This window comes from Micromonospora fiedleri (assembly GCF_016774385.1).
GTDB lineage: Bacteria > Actinomycetota > Actinomycetes > Mycobacteriales > Micromonosporaceae > Micromonospora > Micromonospora gifhornensis.
In genome coordinates this window covers 585143-603185 of sequence record NZ_JAETXL010000004.1, presented here as the reverse complement: position 1 = coordinate 603185, position 18043 = coordinate 585143, and the positions used below count along the sequence as shown (strand labels likewise).

Annotated in this window: 15 protein-coding genes, 2 tRNA genes and 1 pseudogene; 8 read left to right on the top strand and 10 right to left on the bottom strand. The window is 68.2% G+C overall.

Features of this window, described 5'->3' with window-relative positions; all coding sequences use genetic code 11:
- The first annotated feature begins 89 nt into the window (after positions 1-89).
- Complete coding sequence (locus JMF97_RS13775) at positions 90-1436, top strand: poly(ethylene terephthalate) hydrolase family protein (protein WP_203221898.1); 1347 nt, start codon at positions 90-92, stop codon at positions 1434-1436.
- A gap of 125 nt (positions 1437-1561) precedes the next feature.
- Here JMF97_RS13775 and JMF97_RS13770 read toward each other — a convergent pair whose 3' ends face one another.
- The 4 genes and pseudogenes from JMF97_RS13770 to JMF97_RS13755 form a co-directional block, all read right to left on the bottom strand.
- Positions 1562-3196: a hypothetical protein gene (locus JMF97_RS13770; RefSeq protein ID WP_203221897.1), complete on the bottom strand. Its 1635-nt coding sequence runs from the start codon at positions 3194-3196 to the stop codon at positions 1562-1564.
- A 183-nt stretch (positions 3197-3379) separates the two neighbouring features.
- Positions 3380-3634 (bottom strand): annotated as a pseudogene (locus tag JMF97_RS13765) (TetR/AcrR family transcriptional regulator); the annotation flags it as partial.
- 40 nt (positions 3635-3674) lie between these two features.
- Positions 3675-3750: transfer RNA gene (locus tag JMF97_RS13760), tRNA-Arg, on the bottom strand.
- A gap of 35 nt (positions 3751-3785) precedes the next feature.
- A tRNA-Ser gene (locus JMF97_RS13755) sits at positions 3786-3876 on the bottom strand.
- Between the two features lie 613 nt (positions 3877-4489).
- Here JMF97_RS13755 and JMF97_RS13750 point away from each other — a divergent pair.
- Positions 4490-5557 (top strand): hypothetical protein, encoded by a 1068-nt coding sequence (locus JMF97_RS13750; protein WP_203221896.1) that lies wholly within the window; start codon positions 4490-4492, stop codon positions 5555-5557.
- A gap of 73 nt (positions 5558-5630) precedes the next feature.
- Here JMF97_RS13750 and JMF97_RS13745 read toward each other — a convergent pair whose 3' ends face one another.
- Complete coding sequence (locus JMF97_RS13745) at positions 5631-6401, bottom strand: CPBP family intramembrane glutamic endopeptidase (protein WP_203221895.1); 771 nt, start codon at positions 6399-6401, stop codon at positions 5631-5633.
- A 142-nt stretch (positions 6402-6543) separates the two neighbouring features.
- Between JMF97_RS13745 and JMF97_RS13740 the strand changes: the two genes are divergently transcribed.
- Positions 6544-7662 carry a globin domain-containing protein gene (locus JMF97_RS13740; RefSeq protein ID WP_013736459.1) on the top strand — a complete coding sequence of 373 codons (1119 nt, stop codon included), beginning with the start codon at positions 6544-6546 and terminating at the stop codon, positions 7660-7662.
- Positions 7663-7859: 197 nt separating this feature from the next.
- Here JMF97_RS13740 and JMF97_RS13735 read toward each other — a convergent pair whose 3' ends face one another.
- Positions 7860-9374, bottom strand: coding sequence for a peptide deformylase (locus JMF97_RS13735; RefSeq protein ID WP_203221894.1), 1515 nt, complete (start codon positions 9372-9374; stop codon positions 7860-7862).
- Positions 9375-9708: 334 nt separating this feature from the next.
- Here JMF97_RS13735 and JMF97_RS13730 point away from each other — a divergent pair, with 334 nt between their 5' ends.
- Positions 9709-10431, top strand: coding sequence for a hypothetical protein (locus tag JMF97_RS13730; RefSeq protein WP_203222004.1), 723 nt, complete (start codon positions 9709-9711; stop codon positions 10429-10431).
- Between the two features lie 17 nt (positions 10432-10448).
- On the opposite strand, the gene JMF97_RS13725 is transcribed toward JMF97_RS13730, so the two are convergent.
- The gene (locus tag JMF97_RS13725; RefSeq protein WP_438803753.1) at positions 10449-12272 is read right to left on the bottom strand and encodes a hypothetical protein; all 1824 of its coding nucleotides are present in this window, start codon (positions 12270-12272) and stop codon (positions 10449-10451) included.
- Between the two features lie 210 nt (positions 12273-12482).
- Between JMF97_RS13725 and JMF97_RS13720 the strand changes: the two genes are divergently transcribed.
- A complete protein-coding gene (locus tag JMF97_RS13720) occupies positions 12483-13193 on the top strand; it encodes a class I SAM-dependent methyltransferase (protein WP_203221893.1) in 711 nt (236 codons plus the stop codon).
- A gap of 137 nt (positions 13194-13330) precedes the next feature.
- On the opposite strand, the gene JMF97_RS13715 is transcribed toward JMF97_RS13720, so the two are convergent.
- The gene (locus JMF97_RS13715) at positions 13331-13864 is read right to left on the bottom strand and encodes a YbhB/YbcL family Raf kinase inhibitor-like protein (protein ID WP_203221892.1); all 534 of its coding nucleotides are present in this window, start codon (positions 13862-13864) and stop codon (positions 13331-13333) included.
- Between the two features lie 444 nt (positions 13865-14308).
- On the opposite strand from JMF97_RS13715, the gene JMF97_RS13710 reads away from it, so the two are divergent.
- The gene (locus JMF97_RS13710) at positions 14309-15412 is read left to right on the top strand and encodes an AlbA family DNA-binding domain-containing protein (protein ID WP_203221891.1); all 1104 of its coding nucleotides are present in this window, start codon (positions 14309-14311) and stop codon (positions 15410-15412) included.
- 97 nt (positions 15413-15509) lie between these two features.
- On the opposite strand, the gene JMF97_RS13705 is transcribed toward JMF97_RS13710, so the two are convergent.
- Both JMF97_RS13705 and JMF97_RS13700 read right to left on the bottom strand, forming a co-directional pair.
- Positions 15510-16205, bottom strand: a complete 696-nt coding sequence (locus JMF97_RS13705; RefSeq protein ID WP_203221890.1) for an HAD family hydrolase — start codon at positions 16203-16205, stop codon at positions 15510-15512.
- The gene (locus JMF97_RS13700) at positions 16202-17068 is read right to left on the bottom strand and encodes a GntR family transcriptional regulator (protein WP_203221889.1); all 867 of its coding nucleotides are present in this window, start codon (positions 17066-17068) and stop codon (positions 16202-16204) included. Before JMF97_RS13700 ends, JMF97_RS13705 begins: the two co-directional genes overlap by 4 nt.
- A gap of 339 nt (positions 17069-17407) precedes the next feature.
- Between JMF97_RS13700 and JMF97_RS13695 the strand changes: the two genes are divergently transcribed.
- Both JMF97_RS13695 and JMF97_RS13690 read left to right on the top strand, forming a co-directional pair.
- Positions 17408-17656 carry a DUF6284 family protein gene (locus JMF97_RS13695; protein WP_203221888.1) on the top strand — a complete coding sequence of 83 codons (249 nt, stop codon included), beginning with the start codon at positions 17408-17410 and terminating at the stop codon, positions 17654-17656.
- Positions 17656-18030 (top strand): RRQRL motif-containing zinc-binding protein, encoded by a 375-nt coding sequence (locus JMF97_RS13690; protein ID WP_203221887.1) that lies wholly within the window; start codon positions 17656-17658, stop codon positions 18028-18030. Before JMF97_RS13695 ends, JMF97_RS13690 begins: the two co-directional genes overlap by 1 nt.
- Positions 18031-18043: the final 13 nt, after the last annotated feature.

Below are 18043 nucleotides of genomic sequence, written 5' to 3'. Positions count from 1 at the left end.
CCCTTGATCACCCCCACCACCAGGAGGTACCGACCGTGCAAGGACAGGCACACCATCCCCCACCCGCGGCGACTCCCGATGCTGACCGAGTGCCCAGCTTTCGGGGACGGCTGGCCAAGCTCGCCGCAGCCGGGATCGCCGCAGCCGTCGGACTGCTCACCGTGACGGTGGCGGCCGGATCGGCATCGGCCGCCGACAACCCGTACGAGCGGGGCCCGGACCCCACCCGGACCAGCGTCGCCACCGAGCGCGGCCCCTTCGCCAACACCTCGGTCAGCGTCCCGACCGGGTACGGCTTCAACGGCGGCCGGATCTACTACCCGACCGACACCAGCCAGGGCACCTTCGGCGCCATCGCCATCTCGCCGGGCTACACCGCGTTGTTCTCCGCGGAACTGGCCTGGATGGGACCGTGGCTGGCATCGCACGGCTTCGTCGTGATCGGCATCGAGACCAACAGCCGTAACGACTTCGACACCGCCCGCGGCACCCAACTGCTAGCTGCGTTGGACTACCTGACGCAGCAGAGCCCGGTACGCGACCGGGTCGACGCGAGCCGGTTGGCCGTGGCCGGTCACTCCATGGGCGGCGGCGGGGCGCTGAGCGCCGCCACGCGACGCCCGTCGTTGAAGGCGGCGGTCGGCATCACGCCGTTCTCGCCGTCGTCGAACCTGGCCAACGACCGGGTGCCCACGATGGTCATCTCCGGACAGGCCGACACGGTGGTCACCCCGTCCTACGCCCTCGACCTGTACAACAGCCTCCCGTCCACCACGGAGAGCGTGTACGTCGAGGTCGCCGGCGGAGACCATGGCTTCATGGTCGGCCGATCGAACCCGGTGATGATCCGGACGATGCTGCCCTTCCTGAAGATCTTCGTCGACAACGACGCCCGGTACAGCCAGTTCCTGTGCCCGCTGATGGACAACAGCGGCGTGGTCACCTACCGCAGCACCTGCCCGCTGATCGACACCCCGACCACTCCGCCGCCCACCAGCCCTCCGCCCACCAGCCCGCCACCGACCAGCCCTCCGCCCACCACGCCGCCGCCGGGCTCGGCCACCCAGATCGTCGGCGTCCAGTCGAACCGCTGCATCGACGTCCCGAACTCCTCCCGGAACAACGGCACCCGGGTCCAGCTGTACGACTGCCACGGACAGACCAACCAGGCCTGGACCTACACCGCGAACAAGCAACTTCAGGTGTACGGCAACATGTGCCTCGACGCCGCCGGCTCGGGCAACGGCGCAGCCGTACAGATCTACAGCTGCCACAGCGGCACCAACCAGCAGTGGAACGTCAACTCCAACGGCACCATCAGCGGAGTCCAGTCCGGGCGCTGCCTCGACGTCTGGAGCACCGCCAACGGCGCCCAGGTCCAGCTCTACGACTGCCACGGCGGCACCAACCAGCGATTCAACCTCGTCGCACGATGACCACGGTTGACCGCCTGTTCGAGAACAGGCAGGTCGACAAGCTGGCCAGCTAGTCCCCAGATCGAGCCGGAAAAAGGCACCCGGCGCCGCACATGGCGCCGGGTGCCTTTGTCGGAGCAGGTCGATCAGCCGATCGCGTACGCCCGGATGATCGTCACGTCGGTGTAGCCGCCGGTGGTGTCGGTGACCCTCGTCCGCAGCGAGACCGCACCGGAGGTCGGGTTGCCGACCTGGGCGGTCCAGGTGCCGTCGATCTTCTTGACCTTCACCGAACGCCAGGTCTTACCGCCATCGAACGAGGCCTTGGCGGTGACCGTCTTCACCTTCGGGTTCTTGCCCAGTTTGGCGTCGGGGCTGAGCTTGGGCCGGCTCAACGTCAACTTGACGTCGGTGGTGCTGCCCGGCTTCGCCTGGTTGTAGAGGTTCAGGCCGGTGGGCAGCATGGTGACGGCGTAGACGGGCGCCGTCACCGAGGTGTTCGGCTTCGCCTTGAACCGGTACGTGACGCTGGTCTTCGGCGACAGCATCCCGGCCGGGAAGGTGATCTCCGGGTAGTAACGGCTCGCGTTGTTGGTGAGCTTGTACCAGCCGGACTTCTTCACCTTGTACTCGAGGGACGTGTCGCCGGGCTCCCAGCCCCTGTCCTTCTTGGTCTTGACCGTCTTGCCACCGAAGGTCAGCGTCGCGGTCGCCTTGTCGCCACCCTCGACGTTGTCGTTGCGAGGAAAGCCGGGGTCGGCGAACATGCTGTTCAGCGAGTAGGAGATCCGGCCGTTGATCACGATCGGCAGCCGCGCGGACGGGCCCCAGGCAGCCCGGAAGAAATTCAGGGTGTGCGACTTGCCCGCCACAACCTTGCGGGACACCATGTAGCCGCCGAGGGTGACAGTGGTGCCATCCTTGGCCGCTGCATAGCTACTTGCACGGATGAGCCAGTTGCCGGGTGAGAGGTGCACCTTGGTCCGGTACGGCCGGTCGGTGCCGAACAGGCCGGCGTACATGTGGTCGCCGCAGACGCGGTTGGTCGGCTGCACCGCGAGGTCGAGGCCGTCGATGGTCGCGGCCGTGCCCTGTCGGCCCGTCGCGTTCACCGTACCGAGCGAGGAGCGCTTGTAGGTCTTGGACAGCCCACTGGGGACGCCGGTGCGGGTGTACATGACCGCGTAGCTGTCGGAGAGCCCGGAGCTGTCGCTCCACTGCCGCATCGCGCCGAAGGCAAGCTTCTTCGACGAGTTCGGAATGACGTAGAGGCTGCTGCCGTCCCAGTCCGAAGCCTCGACGTCGTAGCTGGCGGAGTCGGACTTGGTGCAGATCTGCGCCCTGGTCTGCGCCATGATTCCTTCACCAGTTGGTGCTGGACTGACACCCAAGGTGATCTTCTTGCCCTTGCGGGCGTCCACAGTCGTCTTGCTGGCACCGGAGACCTTGACCGTACGCGCGCCGAGCGTCACCGCGGAGCCGGTCCTGATCGAGGCGAGCACCGCGTAGCTGCCCTTCGGCAGCTTCTTCGGCTTGTTGGACTTCACCGAGCGGCTCGAATTGGTGGCGAGGTTGACCACCGTCGTGGTGACGTTGACCTTCTTGCCGTTGCGATCCAGCGTGGTGATGGTGAGCGTGTTGCTGGCGGCGACCGCGGGGGCGCCGATGACCAGCAGGATTGCCGGCACGAGCGCCGCCGCGACGACCTTGCCGACGATCCGGCGGCGGTTACGGGTGAACGCGCCGAGGCTGGCCCCGGCCGGGCTCAGTCGATCAGACAAATCCACATCCTCACGGGTGGAAACCGATCCAGCCCGTACGACAACGGGCGGAGCGTCGATGATAGGTCGAGATCACCCACTCCCGCTGACCCGAATGACCGCGACGAGGCGCTCGTCGGTCACGGCGTGCCTGACAGGTCGCCGAAGCGCCGGTTCACGGCCGCCGTACGGGCTCGCTTCGGCTCAGGCCTCGGCCAGGGCGGCGTCGATGAGGGTCGCGGCCGCGGCGCGGGCGTGACCGGCGGCTTGACTGGTGCCGGCGATGGCAGCCGTCGTCTGCGCCCCCTCGGCGAGGATGGCGAGTTGGAAGGCGAGTGCGGGCGGGCCGCCGGCCTCGGCGATGAGTTCGGCGAGACGGGCCTGGAACTGGGCCTTGTGCTCGCGGACGAGGTCGGCGATCCGGGGCATGCTGGCACCGAGTTCGCCGAAAGAATCAAGGCCGCGATCGGCGTTTCCGCTGATTACGGCCTTGATCGTGTGGCGCGCCCGAAGGGACTCGAACCCCTAACCTTCTGATCCGTAGTCAGATGCTCTATCCGTTGAGCTACGGGCGCTGGTGCTCGGCCAGTCTACACACCCGGCCTTCGCGCGGAGACTCCGGGATTCGAACCCGGGAGGGGCTTTAAGACCCCAACCGCATTAGCAGTGCGGCGCCATAGACCAGACTAGGCGAAGTCTCCCAGGTGGCCCTGCAGACCACCGCGCCCGAGGATACAGGTCCGCCCCGGCCGGGAGCAAAGCGACTATCGGGTGCCGCTCGACCGTGGCCGCGCGGGCGGGGAACGTGACCGCTGTGCGCTGCCGTTTTCCGGACTACGCTCCATCGACATGCAGGAGCAGCCGCCCAGCGAGCAGGACCGCCCGAAGTCTGCCGAGGGAGCACGTCGGCGCTCCCCGGAGGCGACCTTCACGCCACCTCCGGCACCGCCCGCCCCGACCCCGGATGAGCAGAACGAGCCTGGTGGGGCACGTCCTCGGCGCGCGAAGGCGGCTCCCGGCGTGCTGTTCCAGCCGCCTCCCACTGCGGAGCAGCCGCTGCCGCGTCAGGCGCGGCCGGCCTCGTCCTCACCCGCGCCGCCAACGTTCGCGGCCACGCCGGTCGACGTCGGCGAGACGAGGATCACCGATTCGACCTCGGGTACGGGTAGACCTCAACCCAGCGGCGAGGAGGGCCAGCCGGAACCGCTGACAGTTCGGCAGGCTCCCCGCACAGCGAGGAAGGCCACCCCGAAGAAGGCGACGCCGGCGAAGAGAGCGACTCCCGCCACGAGAGCGACTCCCGCCGAGAGCGCCGTGCCGCCGAACACCACGGTCGAGGACGCCGACGCCACCGGGACGAGCGCTGCGAGGAAGGCACCAGCACGCAGGGCCGCGTCCGCGAAGGCGACGACGGCCCCGCAGCCACTCGCGGCCAAGAAGACACCGGCCCGCAAGGCCACGTCCCCCACGATCCCGACCGACGCGAAGCCGAGCGACACGAAGCCGAGCGGAGTCCGGAAGGCATCCGCCCGCAAGACGACGTCGCCCGAGAGCCTCACCGGCGAGGAGCAGACCGGCGCCAAGAAAGCGACATCCCGCAAGGCCGCCGCCCAGCAGACCGCAACCACAACCACAACCACAGCGGCCGAGCTGGACCTGACCAGCAGCACAGCGGCCGAGGCGGACCTGACCAGCAGCACAGCGGCTGGCCGGGCCGAGGACGCTGGCGGGACCGGCGGGGTGCCGGAGGTGGAGGTGCGGGCGCTTGTGGCGCGCGTACTCGATCATCCGGGTTTTGCGCCGGAGTTGCTGGCGCTGACGGCGGTCGAGGTGCTCGGGCCGCGCGCTGCGGAGTGGGCGCGGCGGCTGCGGGAGACGTACCCGGGGGCGAGCGCGGACGGTCTGGCTCGGCTGGCCGGTCAGCGGTTCCTCCGGCAGGCGACGGTCGGTGGGGCGGGTGCCGCGTTGGCGGGTGCCTTCGCGCCGGTGGTCGAGTTGGCCGTGGTGCTCTGGTCGCAGGCGAGTCTGGTGCTGCACCTGGCGGCGGCGTACGGCCGGGATCCGGCGCATCCGGACCGGGCGGCGGAGTTGTTGGTGTTGACCTTGGTGCATCCGGACCTGGAGGCCGCCCGTTCGGCGCTGGCGGCGGCCCGCGCGGCCGACGGGCCCGGCGAGGAGCCCGGCCCACGGGCGGTCGAGGCGGCCTGGCGTCTGGCCGCTCCCCTGACCGCCCAAGCCGGCGGCTGGCTGGCCCTGCGCCTGGCCTCCCGCCTTATCCCCGGCGCCGCCCCCCTGGCCGCCGCCGTCACCACCTCCACCACCACCCAACGCCTCACCGCCCGAGCCCTCACCGCCTACCGCCCACCCCGAAGCCAAAGTTGATCAAGAGGTTTGCGTCACGTCAGGCCCCGCCACAGACGCAAACCTCTTGATCAACGACGCAAAGAGGGAGGGGTTAGAGCCAGGTGAGCCAGGAGTCGGGGACGAGGGTGTAGCCGACGAAGGCGACGATGTCGAGGAGGGCGTGGGCGATGATGAGGGGCATCACGCGGCGGGTGCGTAGGTAGAAGTAGCTGAAGACGATGCCCATCACGGCGTTGCCGACGAATGCGCCGAAGCCCTGGTAGAGGTGGTACGAGGCGCGGAGCAGGGCGCTGGTGGCGATGATCGCGCCGACTCGCCACTGGAGTTGCCGTAGCCGGGTCATCAGGTAGCCGACCACGATCACCTCCTCCAGGATCGAGTTCTGGAAGGCGGCGAGGATCAGCACCGGCACGGCCCACCAGAGGTCGGGCAGCGCGGCCGGGACCAGGGTGGCGTTGAGACCCAGCTGCGCCGCCGCCCAGAACAGGGCCAGGCCGGGCAGCCCGATCAGCGCCGCCAGCCCGGCACCCTGCGCGAGGTCGGGTCCGGGCCGCCGGAAGTCGACGCCGAGGGTCCGCGCCGGGTCGCCGGGGTCACGCGCCAGCAGGTGTACGGCGAGCAGCACCGGCAGCAACGCGAAGACGATGCCGAGCAGCTGGTACGTGAGGTCGAGGTACGGCCGGGCCGACGCGGAGGTGTTGAGCGCGGCGGTCTGCTTCGACAGCCCACCCTCAGCGGTGAGCTTCGCGATGATCGACACCGTGGCGTAGACGGCCGACTGGCCGAGGGAGAGGCCCAGCACCAGGATTGTTTCGGTGCCGAGCATCCGGCGGGACACCGGTCGGGTGAGCTCAACGGTCACCGCACCACTCTGCCGCACTGCCGGCACCCGGGTGCCACTGAGCCGGCCTCACGATGCGATCGCACATTCTGTGCGACCTTCATACACGCTCCGTGGACATTCTATGAGGGCCCGAACCGCCGTCAGAGAAGGAGCGCCCCAGGTGGACAACTTCGCGCGGCTGCTGAAGGAGAGTTGGGCCCTCGTCGAGGCCGACCGGGTCCGGTTGAGCGAACACTTCTACGCCCGGCTCTTCCTCCTCGATCCGGAACTGCGCAAACTCTTCCCGGTGCAGATGGCCGGGCAGGGCGACCGACTGCTGGAAGCGATCATCGCGGCGATCCACACGGTGGACGACCCGGAGGGCTTCGACGAGTTCCTCCGCGCGCTCGGCCGGGACCACCGCAAGTACCACGTCGAGGCGGCGAACTACGACACCATGGGCGTGGCGCTGCTGGACGCGCTGCGCAGCACCGCCGGCGACGGCTGGAACCTGGAGTACGACCAGGCGTGGCGGGACGCATACGCGGCGATCAGCGAGAAGATGCTGGCCGGCGCTGCGGCGGACGACAACCCGCCGTTCTGGCACGCCGAGGTGCTGACCCACGAGCGGTACGGGCCGGACACCGCCGTGTTCACCTGCCGGGCGCTGCAACATCCGCTCACCTGGAAGGCGGGGCAGTACGTCAGCATCGAGGCACCTCGCTACCACCCCCGGGTGTGGCGCACGTACTCGGTGGCCAACGCCCCGAACGACGACAACGTGCTGGAGTTCCACGTCCGTACGCCCGAGGGGGCCGGCTGGGTCTCCGGTGCGCTGGTCCGTCGGGTGAAGCCGGGCGACCTGCTGCGGGTGGCCGCCCCGATGGGTTCGATGACCCTGGACCGCTCGTCGGACCGGGACGTGCTCTGTGTCGCCGGTGGTGTCGGGCTGGCTCCGATCAAGGCCCTGGTGGAGGAGTTGGTCAGCTTCAACCGGACCCGCTGGGTGCACCTCTTCTACGGCGCGCGTACCGAGTCCGACCTCTACGGGCTGGACGGGTTGCGCGACCTGGTGGCGGCGCACCCGTGGTTGTCGGTGACCGCCGCCTGTAGTGACGACCCGGACTTCGACGGCGAGCACGGCGACATCTCCGACGTGGTGGCCCGCTACGGCCCGTGGACGACGCACGACTGCTACGTCTCCGGCTCGGCGGCCATGGTGCGGTCGACGCTGCGGGTCCTCGCCGCCGACGACGTCCCGCCGCAGCACACCCGGTACGACACCTTCGGCAACCTGTAGAGCTTTCCTCCCCCCGAACCGGGGCGCGTGCCCCTGCCCCCTGGGGCACGCGCCCCGGTCCCCCGAACGGGCGGACCGGCACCGCCCGCACGACCACGCCTGGCCGGCCGTCGTTCCCACCCGGACCAGGCGTGGTCGTGCAACAAGCGCTGCCCTGACCAGACGCGGTCGTGCAGCAGCCGTCGCGCGGGCACGACTCAGTAGCGCCAGGGGTGGCCGGTTTCGCGGTATTCCTCGATCGGCACCAGCGGCACGCCGGGTGCCATCCGATCGACGTACAGCCGGCCTTCCAGGTGGTCGATCTCGTGTGCCACCAGGCGGGCCATGCCGAACTCGAACGAGGTGATCACCCGCTGGCCGTCGAGTTGGGCGTGCTCCACGTCGAGCCGGAGCGGGCGTGGCACCAACCCCCGGTGGTCGAAGAAGGAAAGGCAGCCCTCGTACTGCTCGTCGGTGTCGGGTGCCGCGTCGACGACCCGGGGGTTGAGCAGCACCAGCGGCTCGGCGGTGCGGTCGGGTGGGCGGATCACGGCCGCGGCCCGGCCGATCTCCAGTTGCGGGGCGGCGATCCCCACTCCCTTGGCGAACGGGTGCAGCTCGTCGAGGCGGGCCAGCGCGTCGGTCAGCCGATCGATGACCTCCCGGGCGGCCCGTACCTCGCGCGGCAGGTCGAACGGGCGGGCCGGTTGCCGCAGCAGGTCGGCCCCGCGTTGCAGAATCCCGAGCCCGCGCATCCGCTCGGAGGGCCGGATCCGCTCGCCCTCCGGTTCGGCGTCCGGCTGGGCGCGGAAGCGCCACTGCATCCGGTAGCGGGCGTTCAGCGGCGGATCGTCGGTCCCCCATTCGAAGATCGCCCGGTCACCCTCGTCGCGCCGGGCGACGGCCCGCCGCAGCGGGCCCTCCTCCGCCGACAGCGAGGTTTCCGCGCCCCAGACCTGCGGATCCAGCTCGGCAGGCAGATCCAGGCGTACGGCGAGGTGCCGGGTCGGTACGCGGACCGCCCGCTGGAACCACGGCCCCCACTTGTCCCGCCCGACGGTGTACGTGTACTCGATGGTGGCGCGGCGACCGGGGTAGAGCGGGAAGCGCCGTTCGCCGTTCTCGAAGAGCAGCCAGATCTCCTTGAACGCGTCCCGGTCGTACTTGGCCCGCCAGTGCATGGCCTCGCGTTCGCCGGATTCCTCCCGGTAGGCCCGTAGGCCGAGTTCGGCGAAGGTGAGCGGGCGTTCCCGGTGGTGCCGGTTGGAACGGCCGGGATCGTTGGGGTAGCGGTCCACGGCGACCCGTACCAGGTAGCGGGTGATCGGTTCGGTGCCGGCGTTGTACAGCTCCCGGCGGATCAGGCAGCGGTATCCGTCCTCGGTGTAGGTGAGAATGCTCAGCTCGTTCTCGACGATCAGCCCGGTGCCGGGTGGGATCCACCGGCCGCTCGGGTCGGGCTCCCGCGGGTCCCGCTCGGTGCGGGCGTGGCGCAGGTGGTCGTACTCCCGGAAGCGTTGCCAGATCGCGCCGCTGGCCTCCAGGACGGCCTCGGCGCGCCGGGCGAAGTCCTCGGTGGGTCGGTGCCGCCGCCCTTCGACGTGGCTGACGTACGACGGGTCGAAGCCCATGAGCGTGGCCAGCTGTTTTTTGGACAGACCCCGCTCGGTGCGGTGGCGGGCGAGTTCGGCGGCGAAGGAGTCGGCAGCCCGATCGAGCGGTGAGGTCGTCATCAGCTTCCTCGTGGCCGGGAGTACCAAAAGTTTCACGTTCAGTGGCCGAACGTGTACAGGACTGGCACCTTCTCGACAGGAGGCTTGACGACTAGGCGTTTGACCCCGATACTGCGGCGCGTTTTCGGATGCACACTCTGGGTAACCGCGCGTCGTGCTTCCCATTTGTTGCCTCTGTAACTGCCTCCGTCGAGGGTTACCACCACCGCCAAAGTGTGGTTAGGCTAGCCTTAATTGAGGATCTCGGACGGAGGTGGAGCAGGTGACAGCCGTACTACCGGCGCACGCCGCCTCCTCGACGGCTCTCGGTCCGGTGACCGCGACCCTGCGGGCCATGTTCGGCACCGACGTCCTCCCCGGGCTGGCACCGGGGCTGCTGGTCGTCGACGAGGCCGACTGGGCCCCGGCCGCGGCCCTCGCCGACGGCGGTCGGCTGCCGGAGCTGCTCGGTTCCGCCGCCCGACTCTGGGGTGGCAGCCCGCACGCCTCCGCAGCGCTGGCCTGGAAGGCGTACAGCTATTGGGCGGCGTTGCCGGTGGTGCTCGGCTGGGCGGTCGCCCGGCGCGTACCGCTGCTCGACGCCGAGAGCACGCTCATCCACTTCGCCGACCCGCACACCTTGATCACCCTCGGTCTGCGCCAGTCGACCCGGGTCGCGGTGCTGCCGGCCGATCCGCTGGTCGTCACCGAGCCGCAGCGGGTCCAGGTGGTGGCCGACGAGCAGGAGCTGCTGGCGACGCTGCGGGCTTCCCTGCTGGAGGCGCACCTGTCGCCGCTGATCACCGCGATCCAGGGTGAGGTCCGCATCGGCACCCGTACGCTGCTCGGCTCGGTGGCCTCCGGCATCGCGTACGGGTTGCTGACGGCCTCCGACAGCGTGCCCGGTTCGACGGTCGATGCGATCGACACCCTGCTCGACACGCTCGGCCTCGCCGACCTGGTGGAGCTGGTGCCCGACGCGGACGGCAAGCCGACCGTGCAGCGGCGCACCTGCTGCCTCGCCTTCACCCTGCCCAAGCCGAAGGTGTGCCAGGGCTGCTGCCTGCGCACCGCCTGACGGGCCCACTCACGCTCTCAGCCGGTCAGCGGCCGGACATCCCAGACCCACACACCGCCGGTGTGCACCGGCTCGATCCCGGTCAACGCGGTCATCGCCTGGCGCAGCGCGTCCGCGCGCTCCTGCGGGGCGAGGACCACCGCGCCGGCCCGCCAGTAGCGCAGATCCTCGACCGCCTCGCGCCGATTCTCCGCAGTGACCGGCGGCACCTCACCGCTGCGCCGGACGGTGGCGACGAAGCTGCTGGTCGGGCGGGGTGGCGCGCCGAACAACGCGATGCGGTCCTTGCCGGGGCGGGTGTCCGGGCCGAGGAAGTAGCCGCGGGCGATCGGCATCTCCAGCCGGGTCTGGGCGGACCAGCGCAGCGGGTCGGCGTACTCGGTGTCCGGCAGCGGCAGGGTGACCAGGCTGCGTCCGCCGGCCAGGTAGGGACGCCAGGCACCGGAGGTGACGAACTCGGGGGTCGGATCGAGGCGCTTGGTCGGCAGCGGGGTGGGCAGCACCGGCACCAGCGCCATCGCCAGTACGGTCACCGTGCCGAAGCGGATCTGCGAACGCCGGGCCGGGTAGCGGGCCGCCACCTCCCGGGCACGCTCGGCACCGTAGGCGAGCAGCAGCCCGATGATCGGTGTGATCGCCAGCGCCCAGCGGGTCGGCACCACCGAGTGCAGCACCGGCAGGTCCTCCAGCAGCGCCCACGGGGCCGGTATGCCGGTCCCCTCCCGGTCGAAGCGGATCTCCCGGCCGAGGGAGAGCACCGCGAAGAGCACGCCCAACGCGGCCAGTGCGAGCACCACCACGTTGCGCCGCAGCCACCAGACCAACGCTGCAATCAGGATCACCAGCGGCCAGCCGAAGAAGGAGTTCTCCTCGGTGGGGTTCTTGGCCAGGCCAGTCGCGCTCCGCGCGTCCCCGGCCAGGGACTCCCGGGCGTACGCCACGAACGAGGCCAGGTCGGTGGAGTAGCCCCGGATCACCCAGGACAGCCCGTTGTAGGCGCCCGGACCGAAGAACTGGACGTACAGCGGGTACGCCAGCAGGACCGCGGACGCCGCCGCGGCGATGCCGAGCCCGGCCAGGAAGGTACGGGCCCGGCCGCGTAGTGCGGGTCGGGCGAGGGCCAGTGCCACGATCACCACGCCGAGACCGATCGCGGTCATCAGCAGAATCTCCAGGTTCAGGAAGGCCTGCCAGACGATCACCAGCGCGAGCAGGAGGCCGTTGCGCAGCCAGCGTCCCGCGTCGGCCAGCCGCACCGTACGCCAGATGATCAGGGGTACGACGTACTGCGACACGATGTTCGGGTGCGCGTTGGCGTGCGAGATCATCGCCGGCGCGTACGCGCAGAAGGTGGCGCCCAGCCAGGCCGGGCCGCGCGCGCCGACGAGCACCCGGGACAGCACGAAGTACCAGGCGGTCGCCGTGGCGATCATCCCCAGCGTGAGGAAGACCAGGAACGCGGTACGGGTACCGAACAGCAGGGTGACAGGCGTCATTGGCACCGAAACAGACAACACCGAGGTATTTGCTACCAGATTGACTGATTCGGGGACATTCATCCGGTCCGACGAGAAGGGGTGGGCAAATTCGGTCACGACCCGCGCGCCGTGCGCCATCATCCATTCGAATTGCGCCATATCCGTCTTGTTGTCCCGAATGCCGTGTGTGGGATTCCACCACATCCGGGCCGTCACCCAGAACGCCAGCAGCACGAAACTCGCCACGGCGGCGACATCCTTCCACCGCCCTGACCTGCCGAAACGCCTGATGCCCCGTTGCTCGCCCGGCGACTCTCCCGTCCCGGACTCCTCGACGTGGCGACCCGATTCAGGAGTAGTCATAACAATTCGCAGCGTAGTCGGCCAATCAGGCCGTCGTGCAGGGTTCGGGTCACTCGCGTAACATCTGCCAAGTTCGCTGACCACCACCGATCGTGCACCTAGCCCCCGACCAATTCGGTTGTGCCAGACCCCGACAATTCCGTCACGCCGGGCGGATGGTTCACTCAGTCGGTCCTGGCGCGGTCGAGTCGTATCGTGAGGAATCGACGCATGACAGAAATCACTGGGGATCAGCGCATACAGTCCGAGGTCCTGGAGGGCCTCGCCACCGCGGTCAACCACCGACGCTGGTTCGTCGAGCTGGCCGTGCCCTACCTCGGCGACAACCCGATCGAGATCGGCAGCGGTCTCGGCGACTACGCGCTGGAGTGGGCTGAGCACTTCCCCCGGTTCACCGCCACCGAGGCCGACCCGGACCGCCTGGTCGCGCTCAAGGAACGCCTCTCCGACCGGCCCAACATCGAGGTCCGCCAGATGCTGCTGCCGCACTCGGAGCAGGGCGACTACAGCGCGGCGGTGTCGTACAACGTGCTGGAGCACATCGAGGACCACGTGGGCGCGCTGCGCAGCATGGGCGAGTTGGTCCGTCCGGGCGGCGCCGTGGTCATCATCGTGCCGGCCTTCCAGTTCGCGATGAGCCCCGCCGACATCGCCACCGGCCACGTCCGCCGCTACACCAAGAAGACCCTGTCAGCGGCGATGACCGAGGCCGGCCTACAGGTGGAGAAGATCCACTACGCGAACGCGCTCGGCCTGATCGGCTACTTCATGGCCACCAAGGTCTTCCGCCTGATGCCGAAGGAGGGCCCCATGGTGAAGGTCTACGACACCCTGGTCCTCCCCGCCACCAAGGCCGCCGAACAGGTCCTCCGCCCCCCCTTCGGCCAATCCGTCTTCGCCGTAGCCCGCACCCCCGCCTAACCCTGCACCCCCCTCCCTCCGCGCCGCCGCCCGCCCCCGCCCGCCGCCCGTCCCGCCGCGTTGATCAAGAGGTTTGCGTCTGGATCCGGCCGGATTCTGACGCAAACCTCTTGATCAACTGGGTTCAGGGCGAGGGGTCAGGGTGCGATCTGGTAGGTGGGGCGGATGGTGGCGCGGGCGAGGGTGTGGAAGGTCAGGTTGAAGCCGACGTAGGCGGGGGTGGCGTCGGGGGTGAGGTCGAGGCGCTCCACGTCGAGGGCGTGGACTGCGAAGACGTACCGGTGGGGGCGGTCGCCGGGCGGCGGGGCCGCGCCGCCGAAGCCCTGCTCGCCGTAGTCGTTGCGGACGGTGAATCCGCCGCGCAGGTCGTCGTCGGCGGCGCCCCGCGGCAACTCGGTCACATCGGCCGGCAGATTCACCAGCACCCAGTGCCAGAAGCCGCTGCCGGTCGGCGCGTCCGGGTCGAAGCAGGTCACCGCGAAACCCTTGGTCTCGGCCGGAAAACCCGACCAGGACAGCTGCGGTGAGACGTTGCCGCCGCCGGTGCTGCCGTGCGCGTGCGCCGCGTCCATCGGCTCACCGTTCTGGACGTCCTGACTGGTCAGCGTGAACGAGGCGACCGTCGGCAGCAGCTCGTACGGGTCCGGGGCGATGGGACGTTCCAGGGTCATCGAGTCAGGTCCTTCCGATGCGGGTGGCGTTCTGCCGCCCCTTTCATACCCTGTGGCTCGACCGCATTCGCGAAACCCGCACGGTGTCAGCCGAACGCCCTCACCCATACGACCGGCGGAGTCCCCCAGCAGCACTCAGCCCTGACCTCATCACACGGGGCTGAGCTGCGCTTTAGAAGGAGGGGAGCGGAGGGTGTGGGATTCGAACCCACGAAGACATCGCTGCCTTACCGGTTTTCAAGACCACACCGATCAACCCGCTGACCAGCGGGAACGCTGGTCAGCCCGGACGTAAAGACACGGACGCGACGCGGATCAACCAGGAAGGCCGTCGTGGACCCTGCTCGGCCACGCAGCCTCCTCGGGCCACGCACATAGGCAATGATCAGCGCGCGCCGAATCATTCGCGTTGCGTATAGCGGAGCGACCAGTCATCCTGACACGATGACCGGAACTGTGGTTTGGGACAAGAACAAGAACGCCCTACTAACACCAAATGCCATGATTGCGCCATACCATCAAGCAAATCACGAATTCTACTGCGATTTCGAAGACGCCCGCCAAATTGCTCTAAGCGACCTAGCCGACGCGTTTCGAGAGATAGATAAAACGGTTCCGTATTCACCCCAGGGGGAAATTAGCTTAACAGTCACTTCGCACTACGATCACCAGAATTCGTGGCGACCCTTTTCATATCGGCTCGACACCTTCTCATTCTGGGAGCAGTGGGGACTGATCCTAGATTGTGAGTACAGCTTTCCTGCGTCCGACCAAGAAACGTGGACCGTCACCGCAATTGGCCCACTACTCGCAGCCAACGGAGGCGAGCTTCTAAAGGTTAACTGGCACAAGGACGGCGGCGACGGCCCCTATGTGCAGTTGAAGGCACGCTTTCCCTTGTCGTGCACGGTTGGCCAAATGGTCGCCCTCAGCGCCATTTTCGAAAGCTTGATTTCCAATGACTCTATTGCACCCAGCTCGCCTGGTGGCGCATTTGCGCTTGTAGTTTCCGGAATGCCGGACGCGCTTTTAGGTCAGCCAGAGTCAAGGTGGCTAGAAGTCAAGAGGAAGGGATACGGACTTGAAAATGATCGCCAAAAACACGAACTGGCGGTTGACTTGGCCGCTCTTGCCAACTGCGACGATGGAGGGTTGATCGTAATCGGCTTATCGACAAGCAAGGGAGCCGGAGGGCAAGACATTATCTCTGCCGCCAACGGTTGTGCCGTTGGGTCGTTGATCGTAGACCAATATTCCGAGGTCGCGAAAAACCGGGTAGTGCCAGCCATCGAAGGGTTGGATATTCGTGTCATCGGGCACAAGGGAAAGCATTTTCTTGCTGCGCTCATACCGCCTCAACCAGAGCAGTTCAAGCCCTTCCTGGTTCGAGGAGGAATCCTGAATGGAGACAGGGTTAGCGGGGCAGCCTTCACAATTCCACACCGGGTCGGTAGCGAAAAATGGAACGTCTCGGCAGAGGCAGTGCATTCACAACTAGTTGCCGCACGCATCGCGCTAAGGAAGGGTCAGCCAATGAGTGACGCCTAGCACGTTAGCCAGAGCTTGGCCGTCGATCGAGGCGACCGTACAGCCAATATCAACTATCTCGGTTACGACGACACGAAATGCGGCATGCGGTCCAACCTCAACAGCTGGAGCGTTCGACAAGGACACTAGCGATCTCGCCCATGCTCGTAATCACTGCGTCTGCCCCGGCAGACCGAAACGGCTCGACCTTGCTCGGCCGATTCGCGTACGCGATCATCCGCACCCCGGCCGCACGTGCCCCTTCGATGTCAGACAGTGAGTCGCCGACCAGAACGCACCTGATCGACGGCACGCCGACAGCACGTGCAGCTTGCACGATCGGCGCTGGGTTGGGCTTCATCCGGTCCGGGTCGGCGTACGCACGGCCAATTACCGGCGACACGTGCCCGGCGAGCCGTTGCGCTGCCAGGTAGGCGCTTACCGCCCCGGCCGAGTTGTTGCTGACCACCGCCACCGGCATTCCGGCTTGCCGTGCCGCCACGATGACTTCCCGTCCGTACGGCGTGGGTTCGGCAGTCTCGACGGCCCGGCGTTCGGCCGCGCAAAGTGCGTCTTCCACGGCCCGCGTGACGTCCTGGTCGCCGGCCGCGCCGGTGCGGCGGAGCACTTCAAGCGGGTCTGGCTCGCTGGCGAGTTCCGGCGGCACGTCGACCCCGTGTTGCCGGAGTACGTCGACCAGCTCGGCGGCAACCTGCGGCGCGGGGTATCCAGCGAAGATGCTGCACACCGGGCCGTCGAAGTCGAGTAGTAGTGCGTCGACCTCGCCGAGCAGTCGGCCGAGGTCGGCGTTCATGCGTCGTACCGGTAGGCGATGGTCGACCACACGGAGTCGAACCATTGGCGGGATGCTTCCACGAACTGTGTGCCGTGTGAGGTGTCGTCGTCGGTTACGGCGTAGTGGAACAGCGGCACGTCTTTGCCCATGAGGTCATAGATTGCCATCGGCTCGCCCTTGATCGATACGGTGCGCTCCGTGACGGGGTAGAAGCCGTAGAAGACTTCCTCGCCGTTAAGGATGTAGAGCTTGAACAGCGGGGACGCTCGGTGCATCCGTACCTCGACGGTGGTCGAACGGACTAGGCCGAGGTCGCCTAGCTCGGTGACCTGGTCGATGATGCCGTCTGCGGCACGGCGCGTGATTCGCTCGGCGCGTTCGCGTACCGCCGGATCGTCGGCCTGTGTCTCGGCCCGTGATGGCAGCGCCATCGGCGCGGTCATGTCGGAGATCAGGACTCGCACGGCGATCGTCTCTGGTGCGAGTCGACCGACGCGCACCTTGTCGAGTGCTTCGGCAAGCGCATCGCGCAGCGTCTCACCGGAGAAGCCGGCGAAGTCGATCGTGACGTGAGGTCGCTCGAACGCGGCTTCGATGTGGGGGCGTAGCTCGACGGCTCGCTGTGTTTGTGCTCGGACGAACGCGCCGCTTCCCTGCCTGGACACGATCAGTCGCTCTGCCCGGAGCAGGTCTAGGGCTCGCTTGACGGTCTCTCGGGCTACGCCGTAGCGGGTGGCTAGCTCTGGCTGAGACGGCAGCTTGTCGCCGGGGGTGAGTCGGCGCGTGAGGATGGCGGCTCGCAGCTTGTTCGCGATCTGCTGTGACGCCTGTTTCGGGTCGTCGGGGTCTAGCTGGCCGAGGAAATCAAGGCTGTCGGTCACAACTTCACACTATCGCTGACTAGCCAAGTTGAGGAAGTTCGCCGGACCCCCTTGACCTGACTAGCCAAGCCGGCCTACGTTCATGGTGTTGCACCTGGCTAGCCAGGAACGACAAGCCGGTTGGTTGCTGCGTCGGCGTTGCGGCTTTGGCTGCGGCGTTCGCGAACGGGCCGCCGTGTGGCAGTTCGTTGACAACCGCATCGGGCCGCACCTCCCACCGAAAAGGTGCCACGCACGGCCCATGGTCGCCGTGCATCCAATCCCGTGCTTGCTGCGGCGGTGCCGGCTGTTCCTGGTCGGCACCGCCGCGCTTTCCATCAACTCAACCCGGAGGTTCCTGTGCGGAAGCACCTCGTTGCCGTCACCGCCGAGCCGACCGCCGCCGACCTGGCCGCGATCGACGCCGAGTGGCCGCTGATTGCCGCCGAACTGGACGTGTTGGACGCGCAGATCACGCTGATCTACGCCGAGGACCACGGCGGCCCTTCGCCGCTGGACTGGCGTCGGCTGCGCCGGGCCGAGGCCCGCGTGACCCGCGCCGCCGCCGAGGTGGCCACCCGCACCACCGGCCCGCAGCGCGCGGCCTGATGTCCCGTATCCGTGCCGCCTACTTCGACCCGGACGGGTCGAAGTACGGCATCCCTACCTACTGGTGGCGTGGTGCACCTGCCGGTTACGCCACCCGCCGTCAACTGCGCGCCGCCGGCCTACGTCCCGGTGGCCAACCGGTCGCCGCGCAGATCCTGTGGCGCGGCGTGGGTGGCACCCGTACCGCCTACCTGTACCGGGTCGACCTGGCCCGACCGAAGCGCACCGCCACCCCCGCCCAGCTGCGCGCCATCGCCGCCGCCCTGATCGCCCGCCGTACCTGCCCGACCTGCCTGGTTGTCCGGCCCTACTGCATTCCGCGTTCGCTCGGCGAGTGCGTCGACTGTGCCTACCCCGAAGGAGCATCCACGTGAACACCACCCGCAA

Excerpts from the sequence above, each read along its gene's own strand:
- JMF97_RS13735 (WP_203221894.1), bottom strand. The coding sequence starts at position 9,374 with ATGACGACCTCACCGCTCGATCGGGCTGCCGACTCCTTCGCCGCCGAA.
- JMF97_RS13730 (WP_203222004.1), top strand. The coding sequence starts at position 9,709 with ATGTTCGGCACCGACGTCCTCCCCGGGCTGGCACCGGGGCTGCTGGTC.
- JMF97_RS13725 (WP_438803753.1), bottom strand. The coding sequence starts at position 12,272 with ATGACTACTCCTGAATCGGGTCGCCACGTCGAGGAGTCCGGGACGGGA.
- JMF97_RS13720 (WP_203221893.1), top strand. The coding sequence starts at position 12,483 with ATGACAGAAATCACTGGGGATCAGCGCATACAGTCCGAGGTCCTGGAG.
- JMF97_RS13715 (WP_203221892.1), bottom strand. The coding sequence starts at position 13,864 with ATGACCCTGGAACGTCCCATCGCCCCGGACCCGTACGAGCTGCTGCCG.
- JMF97_RS13710 (WP_203221891.1), top strand. The coding sequence starts at position 14,309 with ATGACCGGAACTGTGGTTTGGGACAAGAACAAGAACGCCCTACTAACA.
- JMF97_RS13705 (WP_203221890.1), bottom strand. The coding sequence starts at position 16,205 with ATGAACGCCGACCTCGGCCGACTGCTCGGCGAGGTCGACGCACTACTA.
- JMF97_RS13690 (WP_203221887.1), top strand. The coding sequence starts at position 17,656 with ATGTCCCGTATCCGTGCCGCCTACTTCGACCCGGACGGGTCGAAGTAC.